Origin of the sequence: Dorea sp. AGR2135 (assembly GCF_000420885.1) — a bacterium.
Taxonomy (GTDB): Bacteria; Bacillota; Clostridia; order Lachnospirales; family Lachnospiraceae; genus Dorea; species Dorea formicigenerans.
In genome coordinates this window covers 173387-195517 of record NZ_ATVU01000003.1, presented here as the reverse complement: position 1 = coordinate 195517, position 22131 = coordinate 173387, and the positions used below count along the sequence as shown (strand labels likewise).

Below are 22131 nucleotides of genomic sequence, written 5' to 3'. Positions count from 1 at the left end.
AAAGCAGAAAGCTAATATAATACTTTCTGCTAAAAACGCAGCGAGAGGGATTTGAACCCCCGGAACCTTGCGGTTCTTCTGCTTTCGAGGCAGATGCCATCAGCCAACTCGACCATCGCTGCATGACGCCATTATAACATAGAGAAAAACAATTTGCAAAATTTTTTATACATTTGAGAAAATAAAAGTATGCATATCCATCTTTGATTAACGGCGACACTTGCCTAATTTTTTCAGAGTGTCAGGACTCTATTTTTTTATCAACATATACAAATATTTTTCATAGTTTGTTCCGTCTGGATAAGGTACATTTTCTTCGGCGGAATCTTTGATTGCCTGTTCTAAAAATGTTCCGGATAACTGGATCAGTTCTGGAATACCATCGCCACGACACTTTCCGGCTGCAATGCAGGAAGCGAAGAGGTCTCCGGTTCCGGAATAACTGCCTCCGACATGTGGAAATGCAAATAATTTTCGAGTGTCTTTGGAAACGTACAGATTTCCCATCATTTTCTGCCCATGTTCATTCTTACAATGAATGCCGGTTACAATAATCTCTTTTTCTTTTTTGGAAGTCTGCCTGCTATCCAATGTATTTGAATTATCAGAATCCGGTGGCAGAAGTGTGGAGGCTAATTCACCAATCACATCGATGAGAATACGAGTATCTGCAATATCTATGATTGCATCGTAATCTGCATCAGTCAGAAGGCAGAGCTCTGTCAGATTAGGAGTGATAATATCCGCTTCCCCGACCAGCGCATTCATTTTTTCCAGTAACTTCGGTGTAAACATATCGTACTTTATACCATCATCTCCCATGACCGGATCCACGAGAAGAAATGTATCTGATGTATAAAATGTATCTATGAAATGGAATATCTGATCAATTTGTGCTTCGCTTGCGACGAATCCGGTGTAGATACCGTCGAAATGCTGTCCCATTTTCTGCCATTCCTGGCGGTAAATATCCATTTTATCTGTATAGTCATCGAGGTAATAGTGCGGATATCCGGTCTGCGCGGTTAAAATTGCGGTTGGAAGCGGACAGGCTTGAATTCCCATGGCTGAGATGACGGAAATTGCGGCTGTCAGTGAGCAACGGCCAAATCCGGATAAATCATTTATTACAGCAATCTTTTTAGTCATAGTGTTTCTTCCTTTTTCATGTTGCGTTAAAATAATAGTTTTAATAATCCAGATATTTATAGTAGCATAATATTTTCCTCTTTACAAATACATTCGAAAATGGTAAGCTTATTTCATTGATTTAGCACGCTACCATGTTAGCAAGGTAGCATGATGATATGATTTAATCTGAAAGGACATAAAGGAATGGGAAAAAAGATTGCATTTATAGGAAGCAGTGGTGGAAATCTATATAAGCAAGGTGGGAACAATCTGCCGGCAATGATGAAAGAAATATGCGGACAGACAACGGCTGCAGACATGGAGATCACATTTGTACAGTATGTACTGGCATCTGGCAGTCTGGATAATGTGGGACCGGACAGCCCGGCAACTTTATATACATGGAATGGAACAGAAATACAGGCAGTATTTCAGGGGACTTTAACAGAGGTTAATGTAGAAGCGGAAAAGGTGGACGCAAAACTTGCGAAGAAGATTGATGACGGTGAAATTGACGGTGTAATGTTTGTCAGTGCCAGTCCGGACGGGGCTAACAGACAGGCAATGGAAGCCTGCGCAAGAACGAAGATTCCGATGGCCGGAACGGGCGGAAGTGGTGTCGCGCTCACGCAGAACATGGGATGTAATGTTCTGGCAGCATCTGGAACAACAGGAACAACGAATCGTACAAGAGCCGTTGCATTTACGACAGCACTTGCAAAATACTGGAAAATTAAATATATGCCAGTTATTGGTAATACAGGAGAAAATGCAGCATCAAAAGCAGAAGGAAATATATGGAAGCGCATTAATTTCCGCGGAATTATGATGACAAGCCTTCCGGCATTTATTGCCATGGCACTTTGCCTGGCGTGTAGCAAGATTCCAGGATGTGGAAGTCTGTCAGATGTATTTGATACACTTGTAAATTCAATTCCAATCGTTATTTGTGCAATTGCAGCTAAGCAGGTTTCCGGTCTTGATGAGGTGGGAGTTGTTGCAGGTATTGTAGCCGGCATTCTGGCAGTGGATGGAGGAATACTGGGAGGACTGATCATCGGAATCCTGGCAGGTGTGCTTGCTTACTATATCAGTGTGTTCTGTTTCCGTCACAATGTGCCGGGTACGACAGTTAATATTGCTTCGGGAGGTCTTGGTGGACTGGCAGCTGGATTGGTGGGAAAATTCCTTATTGCACCTGTAGCATTATGGATTGGAAATGGGATCTGTTCTCTGATCAACATGTGTATTGATTACAATGCCCTCCTTGCAGGGGCGGTAGCAGGACTTCTGATCTGGCCGGCAATTATTGGAGGTGTTTACCATGCGGCAATTCTTCCGATTGTCCTATTGGAAATGGAAGAAATGGGATTTAGTTTCCTTGGAGCTATTGATATGACAGGACTTGTCATGGTATCAGCAGGAATCACACTTGCTAACATTATTCTGCCGAAGCAGAAAGGTGAGGCGGCTGTAGCACTTCCAGGCTGCATTATCAATATCTGTTTTGGAACATTTGTGGAGGCGTCTTATCCATTCATGTTCTCAAACAAGATTGTCTTTGCCGGAGCGCTGGCAAGTGCAACTGTAGGTGGAGCAATCGTAGGACTGTTCAATGTAAAAGGAACCGCTTATGTGCCGGCAGTGCTTGCTCCGTTTATGGCAAATGAAGGAAAAGGCCCGGCATTTGCAGTGGCTATGATTGCTGCAATGGGATGTGCATTTGCAATCACGATGGTGGCAAATGTGCTGGAGAGAAAAAAGAGTGGAAAAATTCCAGTGAAAAAAGTTTGAAAAAGTTGAAAAAACTTGTTGACAACCATGGGGACCTACGATATAATAGATTTTGCTGTGAGGGACACAAGAGAAACGGAACACAGTAATGTGCGCGTAGCTCAGCTGGATAGAGCGTCTGGCTACGGACCAGAAGGTCGGGAGTTCGAATCTTCTCGCGCACGTTGAATTTAAGGCATATCCGAAAGGATATGCCTTTTTTTTCTATGATAAGAAATTGCCTTTTTCTAAGATAAAAGTAGACAAAACATATTTGATAACTGTATAATAAACATAATATTTTCAACTAATAAATTTCTTTATTGGGATAAAAAGGAGAATGATTTATACATAGAAGAAATTTATTGAGCATGAAGAATGAGTGAGGTAGGGTATGAAAAAAATATTTAGCAGTCTTCCAGTGAAATTATTGATTGGCATTGTTATTGGAATTATCTTTGGACAGGTTTTCCCTAAAAGTGTAATGAGTGTTGTTGTTCCATTGAAGAATATTCTGGGACAGGTCATTAACTTTGTAGTACCGTTAATTGTCATCGGATTTATTGCACCATCTATTACAAAGCTTGGAAATAATGCGTCACGTATGCTTGGCGTTGCACTTATGGTTGCATATACGTCGTCCGTACTGGCAGCACTTCTTTCTATGGGAGCTGGATATGCAATTATTCCGAATCTTCCGGTTGTGTCAGAGATTGAAGGCTTAAAAGAATTGCCGGAAGATGTTTTTGGTCTGACTATTCCGCAGATTATGAATGTCATGAGTGCTCTTGCATTTTCCATTTTAATCGGACTTGCGGCAATCTGGACAAAAGCAAAGACGATCATTACTATTTTAGATGAGTTCCAAAATATTGTACTTGCAATTGTGTCAAAGATTATTATTCCAATTCTTCCAGTGTTTATTGCATTTACATTCACTTGTTTATCATATGATGGAACTATTACAAAGCAGCTTCCGGTATTTGTCAGTGCGGTCGTAATCGTTATGATCGGACATTATATCTGGCTGACAGTGCTGTATGTTGTAGCAGGAGTCTATTCTGGAAAGAATCCAATGGAAGTCGTAAAGCATTATGGACCGGCTTATATTACAGCAGTTGGAACGATGTCTTCTGCCGCAACACTTGCAGTTGCGCTTCGGTGTGCGAGAAAATCCAAAGTTTTAAGAGAAGATATGGTGGATTTTGGGGTGCCGTTGTTTGCAAATATCCATCTGTGCGGATCCGTATTGACGGAAGTGTTTTTCTGTATGATCGTGTCCAAGGTATTATATGGTACATTACCAGATATTCAGACATTGGTACTGTTCTGCGTCCTGCTTGCGATTTTCGCCATTGGAGCCCCTGGAGTTCCGGGAGGAACGGTAATGGCATCATTGGGACTCATTACAGGCGTTCTTGGATTTGGTGATGATGGTACAGCATTGATGCTTGCAATCTTCGCACTTCAGGATAGCTTCGGAACAGCCTGCAATGTAACAGGAGACGGAGCACTGACATTATTCCTGACCGGTTATGCCGAAAAACATGGAATAGAAAAGCAGAACATATCTGTGGAATTATAGATTGTCGAGACATTCTTGAATTTTAGAAAATGAAAATATATCATTGGTGTGAGAATAAGAAAATGGAGAGTGGAACAAAACCCCTCTCCATTTCGATATGCAAAGAAACTAAAAACTAATTCAAATATGTAACAAGATCGTCCTGCCTTTTAGCAGCCTCGCGCTCTTCATCAGGATATCCCATTCCTACCATTCCGACAACCTGCATGTCTTTGTCAATTCCAAGACCTTCCAGGTAATCAGCAACTTCTTCTTTGTCTCCACAGTATTTTAACTGGTTGATCCAGCATGCACCAAGTCCAAGTGAGTGTGCTGCAAGAAGCATATTTTCAATCGCGCATGAGCAGTCGCTGACTCCGTTGACAGCTTCTTTCTCACATGCAACAAGTACAATTGCCTTTGCTCCGTATAATGTGTAAGCAGGGTTCTCCATTCCCTTTGCTACAACATCCTGAAGGCGCTTGATAGAATCTGCATTCTGCATTACATAGAATCGGTATGTCTGTAAGTTCTTGCCGCTTGGAGCGTAAGTTCCTGCTTTGACAATCTCATCTACGAGATCCTTTGGAACGTCCTGCTCTTTGAATTTACGAATAGATCTTCGAGTATAAATGTTATTTAATACTTCGTTCATGATTACCTCTCCTTTTAAAATAATTAACCTTTTTATCTAAAGTACAGTATAATATTAAAAATACGAAAAATCATTGTCTATTTTAGATAAAAATACGAAAAATAATTTGTAAATATGGACAAAATGGGTAGATATGTACATTGTTAAGAAATGAACAAAATGTTATACTAATAATATTAAGGATTGAAGAAGTGCATAGCACAAAAATCCGTGGGTAGCGAAAAAATGAATCATGCATCAGTCCGCAAAGGCGCGAGGGAGGAAGAGAAAATGTCAGATTTGAAATTTACTTGTACTGGTTGTCGCAATGGCTGTGTGATCACAGTCTGTTATAATGAGGAGGGGTATCCAGATGTGAAAGGCAATGGCTGTATGCGCGGCGTATTGTATGCAAATGACAAAGTAAGAGCAATGGACGAGAAAGAGACGGACAAGTAAGATGTTAAAATCATATGTTGCATTTGACATAGAGACGACTGGACTTAGCCCGGAGCACAATGAGATTATTGAGATTGGTGCATTGAAAGTACGGGAAGGAAAAGTTGTTGACCGTTTTAGTCGTTTTATCGAACCGGAGGCCGGGATACCTCCGATGATTACGCAACTGACCGGAATTACAAATGATATGGTAGAAGGAGCAGGGAACTGCGGCGAAGTATTGCCGGAGTTCCTTGAATTCTGCGAACAGGATACGCTGATCGGACATAATGTGCAGTTCGACTTCAGCTTTGTGAAGACAAAAGCAAAAGAACTTGGTTACACCTATGATCATATGGGAATTGATACACTTAAGATTGCCAAAGTTGTTCACGCAGACCTTCCATCCAGAAAGCTTGGCGCACTCTGCGAATACTATCATATCGAAAATGCGGCGGCGCACCGGGCATATCATGATGCTCTGGCAACCGCAAAACTGTATCAGTCTATGGCGCATTTTTATGAGGAAAAGGAACCGAAGGTTTTTAAACCACAGCCCTTGGCATATAAAGTGAAGAAAAAAGAACCGATAACCGCAAAACAGATCGAATTTCTCACAAGGCTTATGCAACAGAAGAATATTTCTATGGAAATGGACATACATACACTGACAAAGAGTGAGGCTTCCAGAGAAATCGACCGGATTTTATCCCGACCGTAATGGAAGTGAGAAACCAATATGGAATACAGTCTGACAGGCTGATGTATTGACAGTAATTATCAGATGTGTTAGATTGTAAAAGTAATAGCTAAAGATACAAAAGAATAAAAAATGTGTGAGGTGTCAGTCAGAGAAAGATATTATAAAAAGTTATTTATCTGGCTGGTGAAAAGGGAAACAGGTGTGAATCCTGTACGAACTCGTCACCGTATTTTGCGAGCTTTGAATCCTACATGCCACTGGGAGACCGGGAAGGCTGATTTTAGAGCGCTTGAGCAATAAGCCGGGATACCTGCCTTTCACAGTACAGGAACATATTTGTTCAGGCCACGAGGAACTGGCAGTACGAAATACATAGAAAGGCTATTTGACGGAAGGAAGATCATTTCGTCAATAGTTTGTTTTGCGTACTCTCTGTTCATTTTTTAATGGCAGGGATTTTTTATTATATGAATTTTTATGTAATAAAAAACCTCCGGAAAAATTATTTTGTATCTTAGAAAAAAATGGAGGATGGAAAGATGAAGAAAAAATTGGTAGTCGTATTACTTACTGCAGCTATGAGTATGTCTCTGCTTGCAGGATGTGGAGGAAATTCAGGAAGTTCTGACGCAAAGAGTGATGCAAAGACAGAGGATACGAAGGAGGACAGCGATCAGGTGGCAGCAGACAAGGTGGCAAAACTGATTGATGATATCTATGTTCAGGAGAGAACTGACAAGACAGATGAACAGTGCAAAGAAGCTAAGGAAGCCTGGGACGCATTAACAGATGCCCAAAAAGAATTAGTAGAAGGTGAAAACGCAGATCCTGATTACTTCGGAAGAGATACAGGTGACGCTTCGAAAGATGATCCGTTAAATCAGGACGAGATTGGTGAGAATGAACTTCTCGTTGTAAGTTTCGGTACATCATTCAATGACAGCCGCGCAAAAGACATCGGTGGAATTGAGAAAGCACTTCAGGCTGCTAATCCAGACTGGTCAGTAAGAAGAGCATTTACAGCTCAGATCATCATCAATCACGTACAGGCCCGTGATGATGAGAAGATTGACAACATGGAGCAGGCACTGGAGCGTGCAGTAGACAATGGAGTTAAAAACCTTGTTGTTCAGCCGACACATCTGATGCATGGTGCAGAGTATGATGAGTTATCAGAGACAGTGGAAAAATATAAAGATAAATTTGAATCTGTAAAGATTGCTGAGCCGCTTCTCGGCGAAGTTGGAGCAGATACAACAGTTATCAATGCAGACAAAGAAGCAGTTGCAAAAGCAATCACAGACGAAGCAGTTAAGACAGCAAACTATGACAGCATTGATGCAGCAGCCAAAGATGGAACCGCATTTGTATTCATGGGACATGGAACTTCACACGTTGCAAATGTAAGTTATGATCAGATGCAGACACAGATGGAGCAGCTTGGATATAAGAATGTATTTATCGGAACTGTAGAAGGTGAGCCGGAAGATACAGAGTGTCAGGCAGTCATCGAGAAAATCAAAGAGGCCGGATATAAGAAAGTAATCCTTCGTCCACTGATGGTTGTTGCAGGAGATCATGCGAACAATGATATGGCAGGAGACGATGATGATTCATGGAAGAGCCAGTTTGAAGCGTCAAAAGCATTTGACAGTGTAGAATCACAGATTGCAGGTCTTGGAGAGATTGATGCAATTCAGCAGATTTATGTAGCACATACAAAAGCTGCAATTGAAGCTAAATAGTTGACAGGTCAGATTTTCAGAGTACAATTATAAAGAAAAATAATTAGAAAAGAGAGAATGGACATGTTAAAAAAGAAATTATTAGTTTTATTACTTTCCGCCAGTATGGCAATGACAATGCTTGCCGGATGCGGAAGTAATACGGATAAGAAAGATGACACAAAAACAGAAGCTTCCAAAGATGATGCGTCAGAAGCAAAGACTGACAGCAAAGATGCGAAGGAGCCTGAGCTGGAAGATGGAACTTATAAGGTAGATTTTAATACAGACAGCGGTATGTTCCACGAGAATCCGGACTATAATGACGGAAAAGCAACGCTGACTGTTAAAGATGGTAAGATGACAGTACATATTACATTGAATTCTAAAAATATCGTACAGTTATTCTTAGGCTCAGCAGAAGATGCACAGAAAGACGGGGCAGATCTGATCGATCCGTCAGAGACAACAGAGATTACTTATTCTGATGGTTCCGCGCCAAAGGAAGCATATTCCTTTGACGTACCGGTACCGACACTGGACGATGAATTTGATCTGGCATTGATTGGAACAAAGGGTAAATGGTATGACCATAAAGTCAGTGTGTCCAATCCGGAAGCAGTGCAGTAAAAAAGATGTCGTATAATTTTTAAATAATTAAGAGCAGATGTGTTAAAGCATTTGCTCTTTCTTTGTATTTATAAAGATTTTTGATTTGACTTTTCTGTATAAACTGATAAAATGAGAGAAGTTATCAATTAAATCAAAGGAGAAATGTATGAGAAAGAGAATTGTTGCAGTGATACTTGCACTTGCCATGTCTGTTTCTATGATGGCATGTGGTGCAAAAAGTGACAGTAAACAGGAAAATACTGCTACAACAAAAGAAGTAGACAGTATGGGTTTTGATGAACTGAAGAAAGAGGCGAAAGGAAGTACAGTGACTTTCTATGGCTGGGGTGGAGATGATAAGCTGAATGACTGGCTGGATAATTCATTTGCACCGATTATGAAGGAAAAATATGATATTACTATGGAACGTGTTCCGATGGATATTGATCAGATTTTAAGTCAGCTTTCCGGTGAACTGGGAGACAAGAATGCCAGTGAAGACAACGGTGATATCGACATAATCTGGATTAATGGAGAGAATTTCCAGTCTGCAAAAGAAAAAGATATGTTATATGGTCCATTTACAGACAAACTTCCGAATTTCAATGACTATGTAGATGGTGATTCTGAAGATGTAAAATTAGACTTTGCTTATCCGACTGATGGATATGAGGCTCCATATGGAAAAGCTCAGGTAGTTATGGTTGCGGATACGGCGGTAACACCAGATCTTCCGACGAGTGCAGAAGAACTGAAAGCATTCGTGCAGAAATATCCAGGAAAAGTAACATATCCGGCTCTTCCAGACTTTACAGGAAGTGCATTTGTCAGAAATATTATCTATGAAATCTGTGGATATGAGCAGTTCCTGACTATGGAAGCTGACAAAGAAACAGTAAAAGAGGCAATTGAACCGGCTATGGAATATTTACGAGAACTGAATCCTTACTTATGGAATCAGGGAAAGACATTCCCGGACTCTTCCACAACATTGGACAACATGTTTGCAGATGGTGAAGTGGTTCTTTACATGACATACGGTGCATATGACACAGCAGTAAATATTGCAGATGGAAAATACACAGAGACAACTCAGTCCTTCCAGTTCGATAAAGGAACAATTGGAAATACAAACTTTATGGCAATCGCCAAGAATTCAGCAAACAAAGCTGGAGCAATGGTCGCTATCAATGAGATGCTTTCGCCGGAGGTTCAGGCAGACCGTTATGATCAGTTAAAAGTAATCCCGGTATTAGATAATACAAAACTTTCTGATGACCAGAAGGCAGAATTTGATAAAGTAGATCTTGGAAAAGGAACCATTCCTCCGGACGAGCTTCTTTCCAAACGTCTTCCGGAGATGCCGGCACAGCTTGTTCCGATTATTGAAGAGATCTGGAATGAGGAAGTTGTAGGAAAATAATTTTATGAAGAAAAAAGTGGTACCATATTTATTACTGGTTCCTCAGATTGTACTGATCATTATATTTCTGATCGGGTTAATAACTGGAATCACCCAGAGTTTCGGGGTGATTCCAGCTTTTGGATTAAGGGAACCTACGTTGAAATATTACAAAGAAATATTGATGAAGCCAGAGCTCTTTCAATCTGTGAGCTACAGCTTAAAAATTGCATTTTTATCAGCCGCAATTGCAACTGCAGGTGGTGTGATTCTTGCCGGATTGTGTGTGTCTGTCAGACAAACGTCTGGACTTATGATGCGGATCATACAGATGCCGATTATAGTTCCCCATGTTGTTGTGGCTATATTTGCAGTTAACATCTGTTCTCAGAATGGAATTCTTGCAAGAATTGGTTATGCGCTTGGACTGATTAGTGATCAGCAGCAATTTCCTCTGATTATATATGATGCACATGGATTTGGAATTATTCTGGCTTATGTGTGGAAGGAACTTCCATTTATTGTATATTTTGTTATTGCATTAATGGCAAATATCAATGGAAAACTGGGGGAGGCTGCCAGGAATCTCGGGGCAGGGAAAATCTGTACATTTGTGAAAGTAACGCTGCCGCTTTGCAAAGAGACAATTATCAGTGGCTTTCTGATAATTTTTGTGTTTGCCCTTGGAGCTTATGAACTCCCGTTTCTTTTGGGAGCGACTACGCCGAAAGCACTGCCGATTCTGGCATACCAGCAGTATATTCATCCGAATCTTGAAAACCGTCCGTATGCTATGGCGTTAAATGGAGTTATCATATGCATTTCCATGGTAAGTGCGGTGCTGTATTTTGTAATGTTAAAGAAAAATGTAAGTTATCTGGCAGGTAAGAATCATGAAGAAAAAAAGAAAATCAATACTTAGTTATATTATTATTTTAATCGTGGTGTTTCTGATCTTATTTCCGGTTGCAACGATGATACTTTGGGTATTTACAGAACGCTGGGCATGGCCGGATCTGTTTCCACAGGTGTTTTCTATGCGTGCGCTGGATCAAATTTCGGCGAGAGGGACAGAATTAAGTGCGGTGTTTGCTTCCAGTGCAGAAATTTCGGTTGTTGTAGCATCATTTTCGGTAGTCGTTGCGCTGATGACGGCTCGTGCGGTTGTACTCTATGACTTTCCGGGAAAACAGTTGATTTATTTTTTGACAATCCTGCCTTTTATGATTCCGGTTACAGTGCTTGCCATGGGACTTCAGGTATTATTCATAAAACTGGGGCTTAACAATACAGTGACAGGTGTGATACTGATTCATCTGATCGCGTCACTTCCATATGCAGTCCGGCTGTTAATAGACGGAACGCAGGCTGTCGGTAACCGGTTGGAGGAACAGGCGAGAGTATTGGGAGCTTCTGCGTGGAAAGCATTTTTTCATACTACACTTCCGATGCTTGTTCCTGTCATGCTGTCTTCTTTCTGTATGGCCTATATCGTGTCTTTTAGCCAGTATTTTATGACGTTGTTGATCGGCGGTGGAAAAGTGAAGACATTCACCGTTGTTATGGTTCCATATCTTCAAAGTGGAAATCGTAACATTGCATGCGTGTACAGTGTGATATTTTTAGGGGTGACATTGATATTATTTTCATTATTCGAAGGTCTTGCAAAGCATTGGACAAAGGAAAACAGTGGAGGGTTCTATGAGTCTTAAGGTAGAAAAATTAAAAGTTACAATTCAAAAAAAAGAGATTCTGCATGGTATAAATCTTGAAGTAAAGCAGGGAGAATTTGTTTCGCTGTTAGGACCGTCAGGTTGTGGAAAAACAACATTGCTGAAAAGCATTGCCGGACTTGTGGAAGTGCAGGAAGGCGAGGTGTGGATACAGGGGGAAAAGGCGACAAATATTCTACCAGAAAAGCGAGGCACAATTATCGTATTTCAGGATCTGCGTTTATTTCCCAATATGACTGTAGAAAAGAACATTGCATTTCCAATGGAGATTGCTGGTGTGAAAAAAGACGAACGAAAGAAAAAGGTAGCAGAATTGCTGGCAGCAGTGCAGCTTTCTGGGTTTGAAAAGAGAAGAATAAGGGAAATGTCCGGAGGCCAGATGCAGAGAGTAGCGCTTGCAAGAGCTTTGGCAGCGAAACCCAAAATCTTACTTCTTGATGAACCGTTCTCGGGGCTTGATGAAAAACTCCGCCTGGAAATGGGCGAACTCGTACGAAAACTACACGAAACCTGGAAAATAACGACCATTCTTGTTACTCATGACAAGCGGGAAGCATTGCAGATGTCTGATCGAATCGCGCTTATGGACAGTGGAAGGTTCATCCAATATGATACGCCAAAAGAAATGTTCTATCATCCGACATCGCGTATGGTGGCAGAGTATTTTGGAAAAGTCAACGTTATGAAAAAAGAACATGATGGAAGAATGATAGAAGGAATTCTCAGACTATTTTCAGTACAAATAGCTAAAGTAGAAGGTAAAGAAAACAAGAATGATATTTCCATACATGCAAAGGTGGAAGAAATAACATTTGCAGGGGAACTGGCAGAGGTTAGTTTGATTTTGGAAGAGCCGTATTTTGGCAGACTTGAATTGTTAAGCCAGGTAATGAGCAGTAAAATCAGCGAACTGAATTTGTCGGGTGGAATGATCGTTGCGATAAAGATAAATGAAAAAGATATTGTATGGTTTGAAAGCGGGGAAGTCTGATGAAAAAAATCGTGTATGACTGTGATTTAACACTAGGTGTTCCTGGTTGTGATGTGGATGATGGTCTGGCACTTATGTATCTTCTGGGATGTCCGGAAGCAGAATTGCTTGGTGTAACAGCTACTTATGGTAATAATAAAATTGATGTTGTGTGGGAGACAATGAACCGTATGCTTTCGGAGTTGGGGCAGACAGAACTGCCGGCACGAAAAGGAGGGGCGGCTCGCGGTGAGTTTCAAAGTGATGCGGCTGACTTTCTGGTGGATATGGCAAACCAGTATGCAGGAGAGTTGTCGATTCTTGCAACAGGTTCCCTGACAAATCTGGGCGGGGCGTATACATTAGATCCACATTTCTTTGAAAAAGTGAAAGAGATCGTATTGATGGGCGGGATTACAGAACCTCTTGTCTTTGAAAAAAAGATTATGGATGAGTTGAATTTTTCCTGTGATCCAGAAGCCACAGCAGCGGTACTGACAAAAGGGAAAAATGTGTCCATAATTACTGGAAATAACTGTCTGAAAGTTTTATTTACGAAAGAAGAATATAAAAAGCGCCTTTTGGGAACAGAAAACCCGGCAGCAATCTATATCCGGGAAAAGACAGATTACTGGTTTGGGTACAATGAAGAGGATTATGGAATTGGCGGATTTTACAACTGGGATGTAACAGCAGCAGTTTATCTGATGCACAAAGAGCTGTTTGCGCATAGGAAAAATAAATTCAAAATTACCGAAGAAGACTTACAAACAGGGAATCTGCGAATGCAGACACCGGGCAATTGTACCTTGAATCTTCCGGAGATCAAAGAAGAAAAAAGTTTTAAAGATGAGATTTATAGATCTTGGATGCATGCAGGGGAACGATGTTTTCCTATCACGGAGATATATAAATAAAATGAATAAGTGAATGAAAAACATTGATAATAACAATTGGACGAAAAGAGTACAAAAAGGTATTATTAGTATAGCTGATTTATAAATTCGAATTGTTAATATTTATTAATTTTACATATTGAAAATCTGTTGGTAAAATGAACAGACATTATATATTTCAGAGGGGAATTTTAAAGATATGAAAGAGAAAAAGAACTGGCTGGGGAAAGTTGTATTATTAATCGCAGTGATTGCAGCAGTCGCTGTGTATTTTTTAGTCCCAGGTGTCAATAAAATGATGAACAAGGTATTTGCCATGTTTGCAAGCGGAGACTTTACGGTTGTACGTGATTTTGTGGCATCTTATGGAGCATATGCGGCTGTAATCTCATTTTTACTGATGATCTTTCAGTCCATTGCAGCACCGCTTCCGGCATTTTTGCTCACATTCGCAAATGCGAATCTGTTTGGATGGTGGCAGGGAGCAATCCTTTCCTGGACAAGTGCTATGGCAGGAGCGGCTGTATGTTTCTACATTGCAAGAATTCTGGGACGTGATGTGGCAGAGAAACTTACAAGCAAGAGCGGACTGGCTCAGATTGATACATTTTTTGAACGATATGGAAAGAATACAATTCTGATCTGCCGTCTGCTTCCATTTATTTCGTTCGATATTGTAAGTTATGCGGCAGGACTGACATCTATGTCATTTATGTCATTCTTTATTGCAACAGGAATCGGACAGCTTCCGGCAACAATTGTGTACTCTTACGTTGGCGGCATGTTGACCGGCGGTGCAAAGTTATTTGTGACCGCGCTTATGATTTTGTTTGCCCTCTCAGCACTGATCTTTATGCTGAGAAAAATATATATGGACCGGCAGTCCAAAAAAGAAAAAGGGAGGATATGAAATGGATACTTACTACAATCCGGAAGATCTGGCGAAGTTTGGAACCATTGGGGAAAAAGCACCGGAGTTAGCAGAGAAGTTCTTCAGCTACTATAATGCAGTGTTTGAAGAAGGTGCACTGACAGCAAGAGAGAAATCTCTCATCGCACTTGCTGTGGCACACACGGTACAGTGCCCATACTGTATTGATGCTTATACCAATGACTGTCTGAATAAGGGAGTGACAGAAGAGCAGATGACAGAGGCTGTCCATGTGGCAGCAGCAATCCGTGGCGGTGCAAGTCTGGTTCACGGTGTACAGATGAAAAACATCGTAAAGAAATTAGAGTTCTAAAAATTAAAATAAAACATTTGAGGAGATGAAAAACATGAAAAAAAGAGTCGTAACATTATTATTAGTAGCAGCAATGACAGGATCTATGGTTGTAGGATGCGGATCAAACTCCAGTTCTGACACAAAATCTGAGACAAAGACAGAGTCTGCAGATACAAAAACAGAGGAGAAAAAAGAGTTGGCAGACGATGAGTATCAGTATGTATCTGCTGAGGATACAGCGAAAGCTGACGGAGTTCACGTACTCGATGTAAGAGAGTGGGATAACTATGTGACTGGAAGAGTTAAGAATTCTGAGTGGTGCCCAATCTTCCCATTAGAGGATGATTCCTTAGTTGACGCTATGACAGATTACGCGAAAAAGAACCTGAACGATGGAAAAGATATCTACATCATCTGTAACAGTGGTAAGCGTGGAGCTGAAAAAGCAACAGGTGTATTAAGAGATGCAGGAATCGAGTCAACATCTATCTACACAGTAGAGGGTGGGGCAAAAGCACTTGCTGACGTAAGCGGAGCTCTTACAACAGACCGTACAGAAGAGAACATCGACTGGCAGTATGTATCTGGAAAAGATGCAGTTGCAGCAGTAGATGACAAAGATGTTCAGATTCTGGATGTTCGTGATGATGATACATACAAAGCAGGACACTTAAAAGGATCTTTCCAGTGCGGATTAAAAGAGATTGAAAGTGCAGATGCTCAGACAGCTATGTACAAACTGGCAACAGAGAAGATGGATTCTTCCAAGAAAGTATATCTTCTTTGCTACAGCGGAAACAAGTGTGCTAAGACAGGAATCTCTATACTGAAAGACGCTGGCTTTGATTTAGATAACCTTTACATCATTGAGAATGGTGCAAAAGACGGAGATGTATCTGCTGCATTCGTGACAGAGTAAATTGTGATTGATAGAATACCCCAATGGATGTTGTGGAACGAAAAATGTTCCGATTTGGACATACATAAAAGAACTGGAAGATGATGTCAAGACAGATTCCATAACAGCTATAAGGAGGAATGTACAATGAAAAAAAGAGTATTAGCGGTACTTTTAAGTGCAGCAATGGTTGCATCTCTTGCAGTTGGATGCGGATCAAGCTCAAAATCAGATGAAAAGTCTGAGACTAAGACAGAAACAGCAAAAGACACAAAAGAAGAGACAAAAGATGTTGAGGCTGTAAAGCAGAGAACTGTATATGTAACACCAGAGTGGTTAAAGAGTGCTATGGATGGTAACCAGAAAGGTTATGAGAATGTAGTAGTTGCAGAGGTTGCTTACAGTGATAATGCAAAGGATTGTGAGTCATATCAGAAAGGTCACATTCCAGGAGCAATTTATGTCGGTGATGTTGAAGTAGAGGATGCTACAGGATCTGAGGAAGGTGCATACAATCTTCTTTCAGCAGATGAGATTGAGAAGAATCTTCTTTCTCACGGAATCACAAAAGATACAAAGGTTGTTCTTTACGGTGGAGATATTTCCGGAACAGCGCGTGTAGCCTATGCTTATATCTGGGCTGGTGTTGAGGATGTCAAGATTGTAAATGGTGGAATCGATGCATGGGAGAAAGCCGGATACGAGACAGAAACAAAGGCAAATGAAGGAACAGAAGCAAAAGATTTCGGAACAACTGTACCAGCTCATCCAGAGTACTGGACATCTATCGAAGAAGCAAAAGATAAACTTGCCAATGATGACAACTTCAAATTAGTAAGTATCAGAAGTGAAGAAGAGTGGCTTGGAAAGACAAGTGGATATAACTATATGGACAAAGCTGGTGAGCCGGATGGAGCTGTATGGGGAAAAGGTGCCAAGACTGCAGCAGATGTTGCAGACTTCACGAACGATGACGGAACTGTAAAAGATCTGGACGGACTGAAAGAAGTTTGGAAAGACTGTGACTTTACATTAGATAATCACCTTGCATTCTATTGTGGAACAGGCTGGAGAGCAACGGTACCATTCCTTGTGCTTTATGAGAATGGATACGATAACATTTCTGTATACGATGGTGGATGGTATGAGTGGTTAATGCACGATGACTATCCGGTACAGGTTGGTGATCCTGCAAGTGCTGACTGCCAGCATACAACAGTTGGAGAGCTTCCGACAGGAAAAGCTGCAAAATAATCCGGTACTGAACTTGGAGTAAAGTATCAGATTAATGAAAAGTAATAAAAAATATGAGCGCTGTCACTGGGTTCCGGTGACAGCGTTTAGCAGTATTATGGAGGAAATATGAAAAAAATAAGTTACATTTTTTTTGATTTACTGACCATTGCTTTTTTGATTGGAGCTTATGCAATCCAGTACTTTACAAAGAAGAAGTTAGGCATGCTCCGTTGGGTGAATTATCACAATATGCAGTTTCAGAAAAATGCGGTTTATGGTATAGTAAAGTATATTACAGTAGTTGTGGCAATTGTGCTGATTGTGCTGATTATTGCCGGATATAAAAAGAAAAAAGAGATGCTGGGAAAGATTGATCTGGTTATGATCATGGTGATGTCAGTACTGGGAATTGTCTATCTTGGGATAACAATATTTAAGTCCATCGAAACACTTGCGGCATATTACTTTTTAATGCCGCTTTTTGGGGCGGCTACATTGATGCAGATTGTGAGAAATGGTATTGCAGTGGGGATAACGAAGAATGAAAAATAAAAAAGTGTGGATATTTATCGGAATTATTGTTGTGATTCTGGTACTCAATCACATTTTCGGGTGGTCTGCCTACCTGGGAAATACAGAGAATTTGAAATTTTTGGAAAATATGGTACAGGATGATCTTCTTCTGGCGGTGTTGATCTACACAGTGCTTACGATTGTAAGTTGTGTCGTTCTGGCACTCCCGGGAGTGACATTTGCAATTATTGCGGGGCTGGTATTTGGACCGGTACTTGGAACGATCTGTTGCTCAGTTGCGACAACGCTTGGAGCAATGGTCGCATTTGTTGTGGGACGATTTTTCCTTCAGGACAGTATCAAACCGATGGCAATGAAAAATAAATATCTGAAAAAATGGCTGTTTGATGAGACGGGAAGTAACGAGATTTTTATTCTTATGATTACAAGACTGGTCCCGCTGTTTCCATACAATCTTCAGAATTTTGCCTACGGGGTAACAGATATTAAGTTCTCCACATATTCCATCTGTTCTCTGATTTTTATGCTGCCAGGAACGGCTATGTATACGGTTGGAATAGCCGGACTTGCAGACAAAGAGAAACGGATCCTTTATATAGGGATTGCACTTGTACTGGCAGTAGTTGTTATGGGGCTTGGTGCATTTTTGAAGAAGCATTATGTGCAGGAGGAACAAAGTGAAGAGTAAAAATGATGTGTCGGAGTGTATACACTGCCATGTCTGTCAGAAGCATTGTGAGTTTCTGAAAAAATATGGCATTGATATTGGGGACACTGAAAAGCTGAAGGAATTATCTTATCATTGCTTTTTGTGTGGAAAATGTACAGAAGTCTGCCCGATTGGGATTGACGGGCGGGATTATATTCTAAAGCTTCGCCGGGAAAATGTCCGGGAGGCAGAAGGGACATTTCGTGAAAAAGGGTATGGAATGCTCTTAAAAGAAAAGAAAGATTATATCTATAAAAATTATCGTAATGCAGCTGGAAAATGCATCCTTTTCCCAGGGTGTAATTTTCCTTCATTTTATCCAAAGACAATGAAGAAGCTTGTGAAGCTTCTGAAAGAACATGGAATCGGAGTTGCCTATGACTGTTGTGGAAAGCCGATTGCGGAGCTTGGACTGGAAGCTGATGAAAAGAGAATTATACAGCGTATTAATGATGAGTTTGAAAAAAGAGGCGTGGAAGAGGTTATCATGCTTTGTCCGAACTGTTATACCTTTTTGAAACCCTATTTGAAGGTTAAAGTGACAGACATTTATGCAAAACTTGAAGAACTAGGGATCGGTGAGAAGAATCTGGAGTCCGGCAAAGTATTTTTGCCTTGTCCGGATCGTGAGAAAAGAGAGATTCTTGCATCAGCAGAGCGATTCGTGAAGGGAAGTCTGGAATCGGTAAAAGGAGTACAGTGCTGTGGTCTTGGAGGCTGTGCACCGGTGAAAGAACCGGAAATTGCAAAGCACATGGCATCTGCACTTGCAGGAGAGAAAAAAGTATATAGTTATTGTGCTTCCTGCTCCGGCAATCTGACTCGTGGAGGCTGTCAGAACGTGAGACATCTCCTGACAGAGATTTTAAAGACTTATGAAAAGCCGGATGTGAAGAAATCCATGATCAACCGTGCGAAGACGAAATTTACATAATTGGTAACTGTTCAGAGCCAAGCAAAATTTCAAAAAACAGGTATAAAATGCGTAGCATTTTGGAAGTTGGCTCTGAACAGTTCCATTTGTTTTAAAAATGACTCCGTACCAGGTGACAATTCAACAAAAGAATGGGGATAAAAGATGAGAAGAGCAATCATTGTATTTACAAGAGTTCCGGTGGCGGGGCAGACAAAGACAAGGCTGATGCCATATTTTTCGCCGCAGGAATGTGCCGGGCTGCACACCTGCTTTTTGAAAGATATTGCCGGGCAATGTCAAAAAACACAGGCGGATCTTTATATCTGTTACACTCCGGACGATAAAGGAGCTGCATTAAAGAATATATTTGGGGATGACAAGATTTATTTTCCGCAGATGGGGGAATCTTTGGGAGAGAGAATGTACATGGCAATCCAGAGGGTTCTTGCCAAAGATTATGGATCCTGTGTGTTGATTGGAACGGATGTGCCGGAAATTAAGCAGGCAGATTTAGATTATGCATTTCGTCTGTTAGATGTGCATGACATTGTTCTGGGACCAACGCAGGACGGTGGATATTATCTTGTAGGTATGAAGAAGCCAGTGAGAGAGGTGTTTGAAAAACAGACTTACAGCCATGCAAGTGTTTTGGAAAATACAGCAAAAGCAGCTTTTGAGGCTGGTTATACAGTTGGTTTTGCAAGAACGCTTCATGATATAGATGAGAAAGAAGATATTAGTAAATTTCGAAACCGGATGCGTAAAACTCTGGAATTGCAGAAAAGTGAGACTGGACGTTATCTTCTGAAAAAACAGAAGATTTCTGTTATTGTTCCGATTTATAATGAAGAATCCACGATAAAATCACTGCAAAAACAGTTGATTCCTCTTCTGGACAAATGTGAAATTCTCTTTGTAGATGGCGGAAGCAAAGACCGGACATTGTCAATGATTGATTCCAGGTTCCGTGTACTTCATTCAGAAAAAGGCCGGGCAAATCAAATGAATCTGGGAGCAAAAGAAAGTTCCGGGGATATTTTGTTTTTCCTGCACAGTGACAGCGAGCTTCCGAAGCATCCGCTGGCGGAGATTCGTTATGTGATGAAAGACCATCTGGCAGGGTGTTTTGGAATTGCATTTCATTCAAAGCATTTCTTTATGTGGACGTGCCGTGTCATTTCCAATCACCGGATCAAAGACCGCAAGATTATGTTTGGAGATCAGGGAATCTTCATAGACAGGGAGTTGTTCTTTGAGGCGGGAATGTTCCCGAACCTTCCGATCATGGAGGATTATCAGTTTTCACTGACTCTTAAGGAAATGGGCGTAAAACTTGGAATCGCAAAGCACAGGATTTATACATCTGACCGCAGATTTCCCAAGAAGACGATCCCGAAACTTAAGGTTATGTGGAAAATGAATCGGCTTCGCAAGATGTATCGGGACGGGGTACCAATTGACCGAATATCAAAGATGTACCGAGACGTAAGGTAAAATATAGCAGTGGATTTCAAGAAATAAAAATATCAAGGTAGAGGAAAAATCTATGGAGCGGATCAGAGGTCTGGAAGAATATGTGAAAAATAAAGAGTACAGAGAAGCACTGGGATTGCCAAAAGAGAAGACGGAAAATTACGAATTGCTGGCACAGGGAGAGTATAATATTAATTATGCATTTACACACTCTGTGACAGGAAAGAAATTACTACTTCGTGTGAATTGTGGAAGCCAGATGCATCTGGAGCATCAGATTGAATATGAAGCACATGCGTTAAGGTTAATGGAAGGCTCTGGCAGGACGCCAAAAGTGCTTTATGTAGATGGCAGCAAAAAAATATTGGAGCATGGCGTTCTGGTCATGGAATACCTTCCGGGTCATGCAATGGATTATCATACAGAATTGATGCTGGCAGCCCCATGTCTGGCAGACATTCACAGTGTCCCGATTCCAGAGAGTGAAGAAATCCTTATACACCCACAGAATCCATTGAAAGCGATTCTGGAGGAGTGCGAGGAGATGTTCAAGGTTTATCTGGAATCACCATTAGGAGATGGAGAGAAAAAAACATATATCCGTGAACTTTTGGATCTTGGCTGGAAACGGGAAGCAGAAATCCAGCTTGAAAGTGGTTATCAATGCTGCATTAATACAGAACTAAATTCTACGAATCTCCTGATCAACGGGGAAGGAAAGTCCAATTACCTGATTGACTGGGAGAAGCCGCTATTTGGTAATCCCGCCCAGGATCTGGGACATTTCCTGGCACCTACGACTACATTCTGGAAGACAGATGTCATTCTTACTTCAGAAGAGATGGAGAAGTTTATTGATGCATACATCAAAGCGGTAGGAAATCGGTTTAAGACAGATATGATCCGGGAACATACTCATGCATTTATTCCAATCACATGTCTGCGCGGGATTACATGGTGTGCTATGGCATGGGTTCAATACCAGCAGCCGGATAAGTTGATTTTCAATGAATCCACATTCAAAAAGTTGAATGCTTATCTGGATATGGACTTCTTAAAAAATATACGGGGCTATCTGGAGCGTAAATATTCTTGAAAATGACACGAAAGGAGAAATATTATGGAGAAAAAAGAAATTGCAGAGTTATTTATGAAAGGAATTGATTGCTCACAAGTTGTAGTTGGAGCATTTGCAGAGGAGCTTGGAATTACAACAGAGGAAGCTTACAAGATGTCTGCAGCATTTGGCGGCGGTATGGGTCTTGGTGAGACTTGTGGTGCTGTTGTCGGAGCAATGATCGTTCTTGGATTAAAATATGGACATTGCGAAGTGGAGCATATGGGGCAGAAGGATATTATGAATGCAAAACGTGCAGAATTTTTACAGAAATTCCAGGAAAAATATGCTGTCTGTAATTGTAAAGGGCTGTTAAAGCATGATATTTCCAAGCCGGAAGAGATGCAGAAGATTCTGGATGAAGGATTGTTATTTGATTTCTGTCCGGAAGTCGTAAAAGATAGTATCACTATACTAAAAGAGATATTCTAGCAGATATATG

At 40.9% G+C, this 22131-nt stretch carries 23 protein-coding genes, 2 tRNA genes and 1 riboswitch; of the genes, 22 read left to right on the top strand and 3 right to left on the bottom strand.

The genetic code is table 11. From position 1 onward, the window contains the following. Positions 1 to 36 precede the first annotated feature (36 nt). Both G593_RS0103605 and G593_RS0103600 read right to left on the bottom strand, forming a co-directional pair. Positions 37 to 122: transfer RNA gene (locus G593_RS0103605), tRNA-Ser, on the bottom strand. 127 nt (positions 123 to 249) lie between these two features. Beyond that, positions 250 to 1149 (bottom strand): bifunctional hydroxymethylpyrimidine kinase/phosphomethylpyrimidine kinase, encoded by a 900-nt coding sequence (locus tag G593_RS0103600; protein ID WP_022279404.1) that lies wholly within the window; start codon positions 1147 to 1149, stop codon positions 250 to 252. Positions 1150 to 1335: 186 nt separating this feature from the next. On the opposite strand from G593_RS0103600, the gene G593_RS0103595 reads away from it, so the two are divergent. The 3 genes from G593_RS0103595 (at position 1336) to G593_RS0103585 (ending at position 4489) form a co-directional block, all read left to right on the top strand. Then, positions 1336 to 2925 carry a PTS sugar transporter gene (locus G593_RS0103595; RefSeq protein WP_029730778.1) on the top strand — a complete coding sequence of 530 codons (1590 nt, stop codon included), beginning with the start codon at positions 1336 to 1338 and terminating at the stop codon, positions 2923 to 2925. 90 nt (positions 2926 to 3015) lie between these two features. Next, a tRNA-Arg gene (locus G593_RS0103590) sits at positions 3016 to 3089 on the top strand. Positions 3090 to 3298: 209 nt separating this feature from the next. Next, the gene (locus G593_RS0103585; RefSeq protein WP_029730777.1) at positions 3299 to 4489 is read left to right on the top strand and encodes a dicarboxylate/amino acid:cation symporter; all 1191 of its coding nucleotides are present in this window, start codon (positions 3299 to 3301) and stop codon (positions 4487 to 4489) included. 115 nt (positions 4490 to 4604) lie between these two features. On the opposite strand, the gene G593_RS0103580 is transcribed toward G593_RS0103585, so the two are convergent. Continuing rightward, the gene (locus tag G593_RS0103580) at positions 4605 to 5123 is read right to left on the bottom strand and encodes a nitroreductase family protein (protein WP_005336880.1); all 519 of its coding nucleotides are present in this window, start codon (positions 5121 to 5123) and stop codon (positions 4605 to 4607) included. Between the two features lie 270 nt (positions 5124 to 5393). Between G593_RS0103580 and G593_RS20020 the strand changes: the two genes are divergently transcribed. From G593_RS20020 to G593_RS0103485, 19 genes are all read left to right on the top strand, one after another. Further along, the gene (locus G593_RS20020; RefSeq protein ID WP_005336888.1) at positions 5394 to 5561 is read left to right on the top strand and encodes a hypothetical protein; all 168 of its coding nucleotides are present in this window, start codon (positions 5394 to 5396) and stop codon (positions 5559 to 5561) included. 1 nt (position 5562) lies between these two features. Next, the gene (locus tag G593_RS0103570; RefSeq protein ID WP_029730776.1) at positions 5563 to 6261 is read left to right on the top strand and encodes a 3'-5' exonuclease; all 699 of its coding nucleotides are present in this window, start codon (positions 5563 to 5565) and stop codon (positions 6259 to 6261) included. 101 nt (positions 6262 to 6362) lie between these two features. After that, positions 6363 to 6575: riboswitch (cobalamin riboswitch) on the top strand. A 207-nt stretch (positions 6576 to 6782) separates the two neighbouring features. Beyond that, positions 6783 to 7988 carry a sirohydrochlorin cobaltochelatase gene (locus G593_RS0103565; protein ID WP_029730775.1) on the top strand — a complete coding sequence of 402 codons (1206 nt, stop codon included), beginning with the start codon at positions 6783 to 6785 and terminating at the stop codon, positions 7986 to 7988. Between the two features lie 63 nt (positions 7989 to 8051). After that, positions 8052 to 8597: a hypothetical protein gene (locus G593_RS0103560; RefSeq protein WP_044993977.1), complete on the top strand. Its 546-nt coding sequence runs from the start codon at positions 8052 to 8054 to the stop codon at positions 8595 to 8597. Between the two features lie 148 nt (positions 8598 to 8745). Beyond that, positions 8746 to 10002, top strand: a complete 1257-nt coding sequence (locus tag G593_RS0103555) for an ABC transporter substrate-binding protein (protein WP_029730773.1) — start codon at positions 8746 to 8748, stop codon at positions 10000 to 10002. Between the two features lie 4 nt (positions 10003 to 10006). Continuing rightward, positions 10007 to 10903 (top strand): ABC transporter permease, encoded by an 897-nt coding sequence (locus tag G593_RS0103550; RefSeq protein WP_005336901.1) that lies wholly within the window; start codon positions 10007 to 10009, stop codon positions 10901 to 10903. Further along, positions 10875 to 11693 (top strand): ABC transporter permease, encoded by an 819-nt coding sequence (locus G593_RS0103545; protein ID WP_005336902.1) that lies wholly within the window; start codon positions 10875 to 10877, stop codon positions 11691 to 11693. The genes G593_RS0103550 and G593_RS0103545 overlap by 29 nt, the downstream gene beginning before the upstream one ends. Next, positions 11683 to 12705, top strand: coding sequence for an ABC transporter ATP-binding protein (locus G593_RS0103540; RefSeq protein WP_029730772.1), 1023 nt, complete (start codon positions 11683 to 11685; stop codon positions 12703 to 12705). Before G593_RS0103545 ends, G593_RS0103540 begins: the two co-directional genes overlap by 11 nt. After that, a complete protein-coding gene (locus G593_RS0103535; protein ID WP_022279395.1) occupies positions 12705 to 13601 on the top strand; it encodes a nucleoside hydrolase in 897 nt (298 codons plus the stop codon). Before G593_RS0103540 ends, G593_RS0103535 begins: the two co-directional genes overlap by 1 nt. Before the next feature lie 178 nt (positions 13602 to 13779). Beyond that, a complete protein-coding gene (locus G593_RS0103530) occupies positions 13780 to 14490 on the top strand; it encodes a TVP38/TMEM64 family protein (protein ID WP_005336906.1) in 711 nt (236 codons plus the stop codon). Between the two features lies 1 nt (position 14491). Further along, entirely contained in the window at positions 14492 to 14824 is a 333-nt protein-coding gene (locus G593_RS0103525; protein WP_005334581.1) for an arsenosugar biosynthesis-associated peroxidase-like protein, read from the top strand. Positions 14825 to 14858: 34 nt separating this feature from the next. Then, positions 14859 to 15725 (top strand): rhodanese-like domain-containing protein, encoded by an 867-nt coding sequence (locus tag G593_RS0103520; RefSeq protein WP_029730771.1) that lies wholly within the window; start codon positions 14859 to 14861, stop codon positions 15723 to 15725. A 126-nt stretch (positions 15726 to 15851) separates the two neighbouring features. Then, on the top strand, positions 15852 to 16958 hold the full coding sequence (locus G593_RS0103515; protein WP_029730770.1) for a sulfurtransferase: 1107 nt from the start codon (positions 15852 to 15854) through the stop codon (positions 16956 to 16958). 108 nt (positions 16959 to 17066) lie between these two features. Then, positions 17067 to 17492, top strand: coding sequence for a hypothetical protein (locus G593_RS0103510; RefSeq protein ID WP_029730769.1), 426 nt, complete (start codon positions 17067 to 17069; stop codon positions 17490 to 17492). Next, entirely contained in the window at positions 17482 to 18162 is a 681-nt protein-coding gene (locus G593_RS0103505; RefSeq protein WP_029730768.1) for a TVP38/TMEM64 family protein, read from the top strand. Before G593_RS0103510 ends, G593_RS0103505 begins: the two co-directional genes overlap by 11 nt. Then, positions 18134 to 19117, top strand: a complete 984-nt coding sequence (locus G593_RS0103500) for a (Fe-S)-binding protein (RefSeq protein WP_029730767.1) — start codon at positions 18134 to 18136, stop codon at positions 19115 to 19117. Before G593_RS0103505 ends, G593_RS0103500 begins: the two co-directional genes overlap by 29 nt. A 144-nt stretch (positions 19118 to 19261) precedes the next feature. Then, positions 19262 to 20593: a TIGR04283 family arsenosugar biosynthesis glycosyltransferase gene (locus G593_RS0103495; RefSeq protein ID WP_029730766.1), complete on the top strand. Its 1332-nt coding sequence runs from the start codon at positions 19262 to 19264 to the stop codon at positions 20591 to 20593. A 52-nt stretch (positions 20594 to 20645) separates the two neighbouring features. Continuing rightward, positions 20646 to 21668, top strand: coding sequence for a phosphotransferase family protein (locus tag G593_RS0103490; RefSeq protein WP_029730765.1), 1023 nt, complete (start codon positions 20646 to 20648; stop codon positions 21666 to 21668). Between the two features lie 24 nt (positions 21669 to 21692). Next, positions 21693 to 22121 carry a C-GCAxxG-C-C family protein gene (locus tag G593_RS0103485; protein WP_005334568.1) on the top strand — a complete coding sequence of 143 codons (429 nt, stop codon included), beginning with the start codon at positions 21693 to 21695 and terminating at the stop codon, positions 22119 to 22121. Positions 22122 to 22131 lie beyond the last annotated feature (10 nt).

Bases quoted from the DNA above. Each gene is read 5' to 3' on its own strand.
- G593_RS0103490 (WP_029730765.1), top strand. From the start codon at position 20,646: ATGGAGCGGATCAGAGGTCTGGAAGAATATGTGAAAAATAAAGAGTAC.
- G593_RS0103520 (WP_029730771.1), top strand. From the start codon at position 14,859: ATGAAAAAAAGAGTCGTAACATTATTATTAGTAGCAGCAATGACAGGA.
- G593_RS0103585 (WP_029730777.1), top strand. From the start codon at position 3,299: ATGAAAAAAATATTTAGCAGTCTTCCAGTGAAATTATTGATTGGCATT.
- G593_RS0103515 (WP_029730770.1), top strand. From the start codon at position 15,852: ATGAAAAAAAGAGTATTAGCGGTACTTTTAAGTGCAGCAATGGTTGCA.
- G593_RS0103595 (WP_029730778.1), top strand. From the start codon at position 1,336: ATGGGAAAAAAGATTGCATTTATAGGAAGCAGTGGTGGAAATCTATAT.
- G593_RS20020 (WP_005336888.1), top strand. From the start codon at position 5,394: ATGTCAGATTTGAAATTTACTTGTACTGGTTGTCGCAATGGCTGTGTG.
- G593_RS0103570 (WP_029730776.1), top strand. From the start codon at position 5,563: ATGTTAAAATCATATGTTGCATTTGACATAGAGACGACTGGACTTAGC.
- G593_RS0103530 (WP_005336906.1), top strand. From the start codon at position 13,780: ATGAAAGAGAAAAAGAACTGGCTGGGGAAAGTTGTATTATTAATCGCA.
- G593_RS0103485 (WP_005334568.1), top strand. From the start codon at position 21,693: ATGGAGAAAAAAGAAATTGCAGAGTTATTTATGAAAGGAATTGATTGC.
- G593_RS0103495 (WP_029730766.1), top strand. From the start codon at position 19,262: ATGAGAAGAGCAATCATTGTATTTACAAGAGTTCCGGTGGCGGGGCAG.
- G593_RS0103540 (WP_029730772.1), top strand. From the start codon at position 11,683: ATGAGTCTTAAGGTAGAAAAATTAAAAGTTACAATTCAAAAAAAAGAG.
- G593_RS0103500 (WP_029730767.1), top strand. From the start codon at position 18,134: ATGTGCAGGAGGAACAAAGTGAAGAGTAAAAATGATGTGTCGGAGTGT.
- G593_RS0103580 (WP_005336880.1), bottom strand. From the start codon at position 5,123: ATGAACGAAGTATTAAATAACATTTATACTCGAAGATCTATTCGTAAA.
- G593_RS0103555 (WP_029730773.1), top strand. From the start codon at position 8,746: ATGAGAAAGAGAATTGTTGCAGTGATACTTGCACTTGCCATGTCTGTT.
- G593_RS0103505 (WP_029730768.1), top strand. From the start codon at position 17,482: ATGAAAAATAAAAAAGTGTGGATATTTATCGGAATTATTGTTGTGATT.
- G593_RS0103525 (WP_005334581.1), top strand. From the start codon at position 14,492: ATGGATACTTACTACAATCCGGAAGATCTGGCGAAGTTTGGAACCATT.
- G593_RS0103535 (WP_022279395.1), top strand. From the start codon at position 12,705: ATGAAAAAAATCGTGTATGACTGTGATTTAACACTAGGTGTTCCTGGT.
- G593_RS0103560 (WP_044993977.1), top strand. From the start codon at position 8,052: ATGTTAAAAAAGAAATTATTAGTTTTATTACTTTCCGCCAGTATGGCA.
- G593_RS0103565 (WP_029730775.1), top strand. From the start codon at position 6,783: ATGAAGAAAAAATTGGTAGTCGTATTACTTACTGCAGCTATGAGTATG.
- G593_RS0103550 (WP_005336901.1), top strand. From the start codon at position 10,007: ATGAAGAAAAAAGTGGTACCATATTTATTACTGGTTCCTCAGATTGTA.
- G593_RS0103545 (WP_005336902.1), top strand. From the start codon at position 10,875: ATGAAGAAAAAAAGAAAATCAATACTTAGTTATATTATTATTTTAATC.
- G593_RS0103510 (WP_029730769.1), top strand. From the start codon at position 17,067: ATGAAAAAAATAAGTTACATTTTTTTTGATTTACTGACCATTGCTTTT.
- G593_RS0103600 (WP_022279404.1), bottom strand. From the start codon at position 1,149: ATGACTAAAAAGATTGCTGTAATAAATGATTTATCCGGATTTGGCCGT.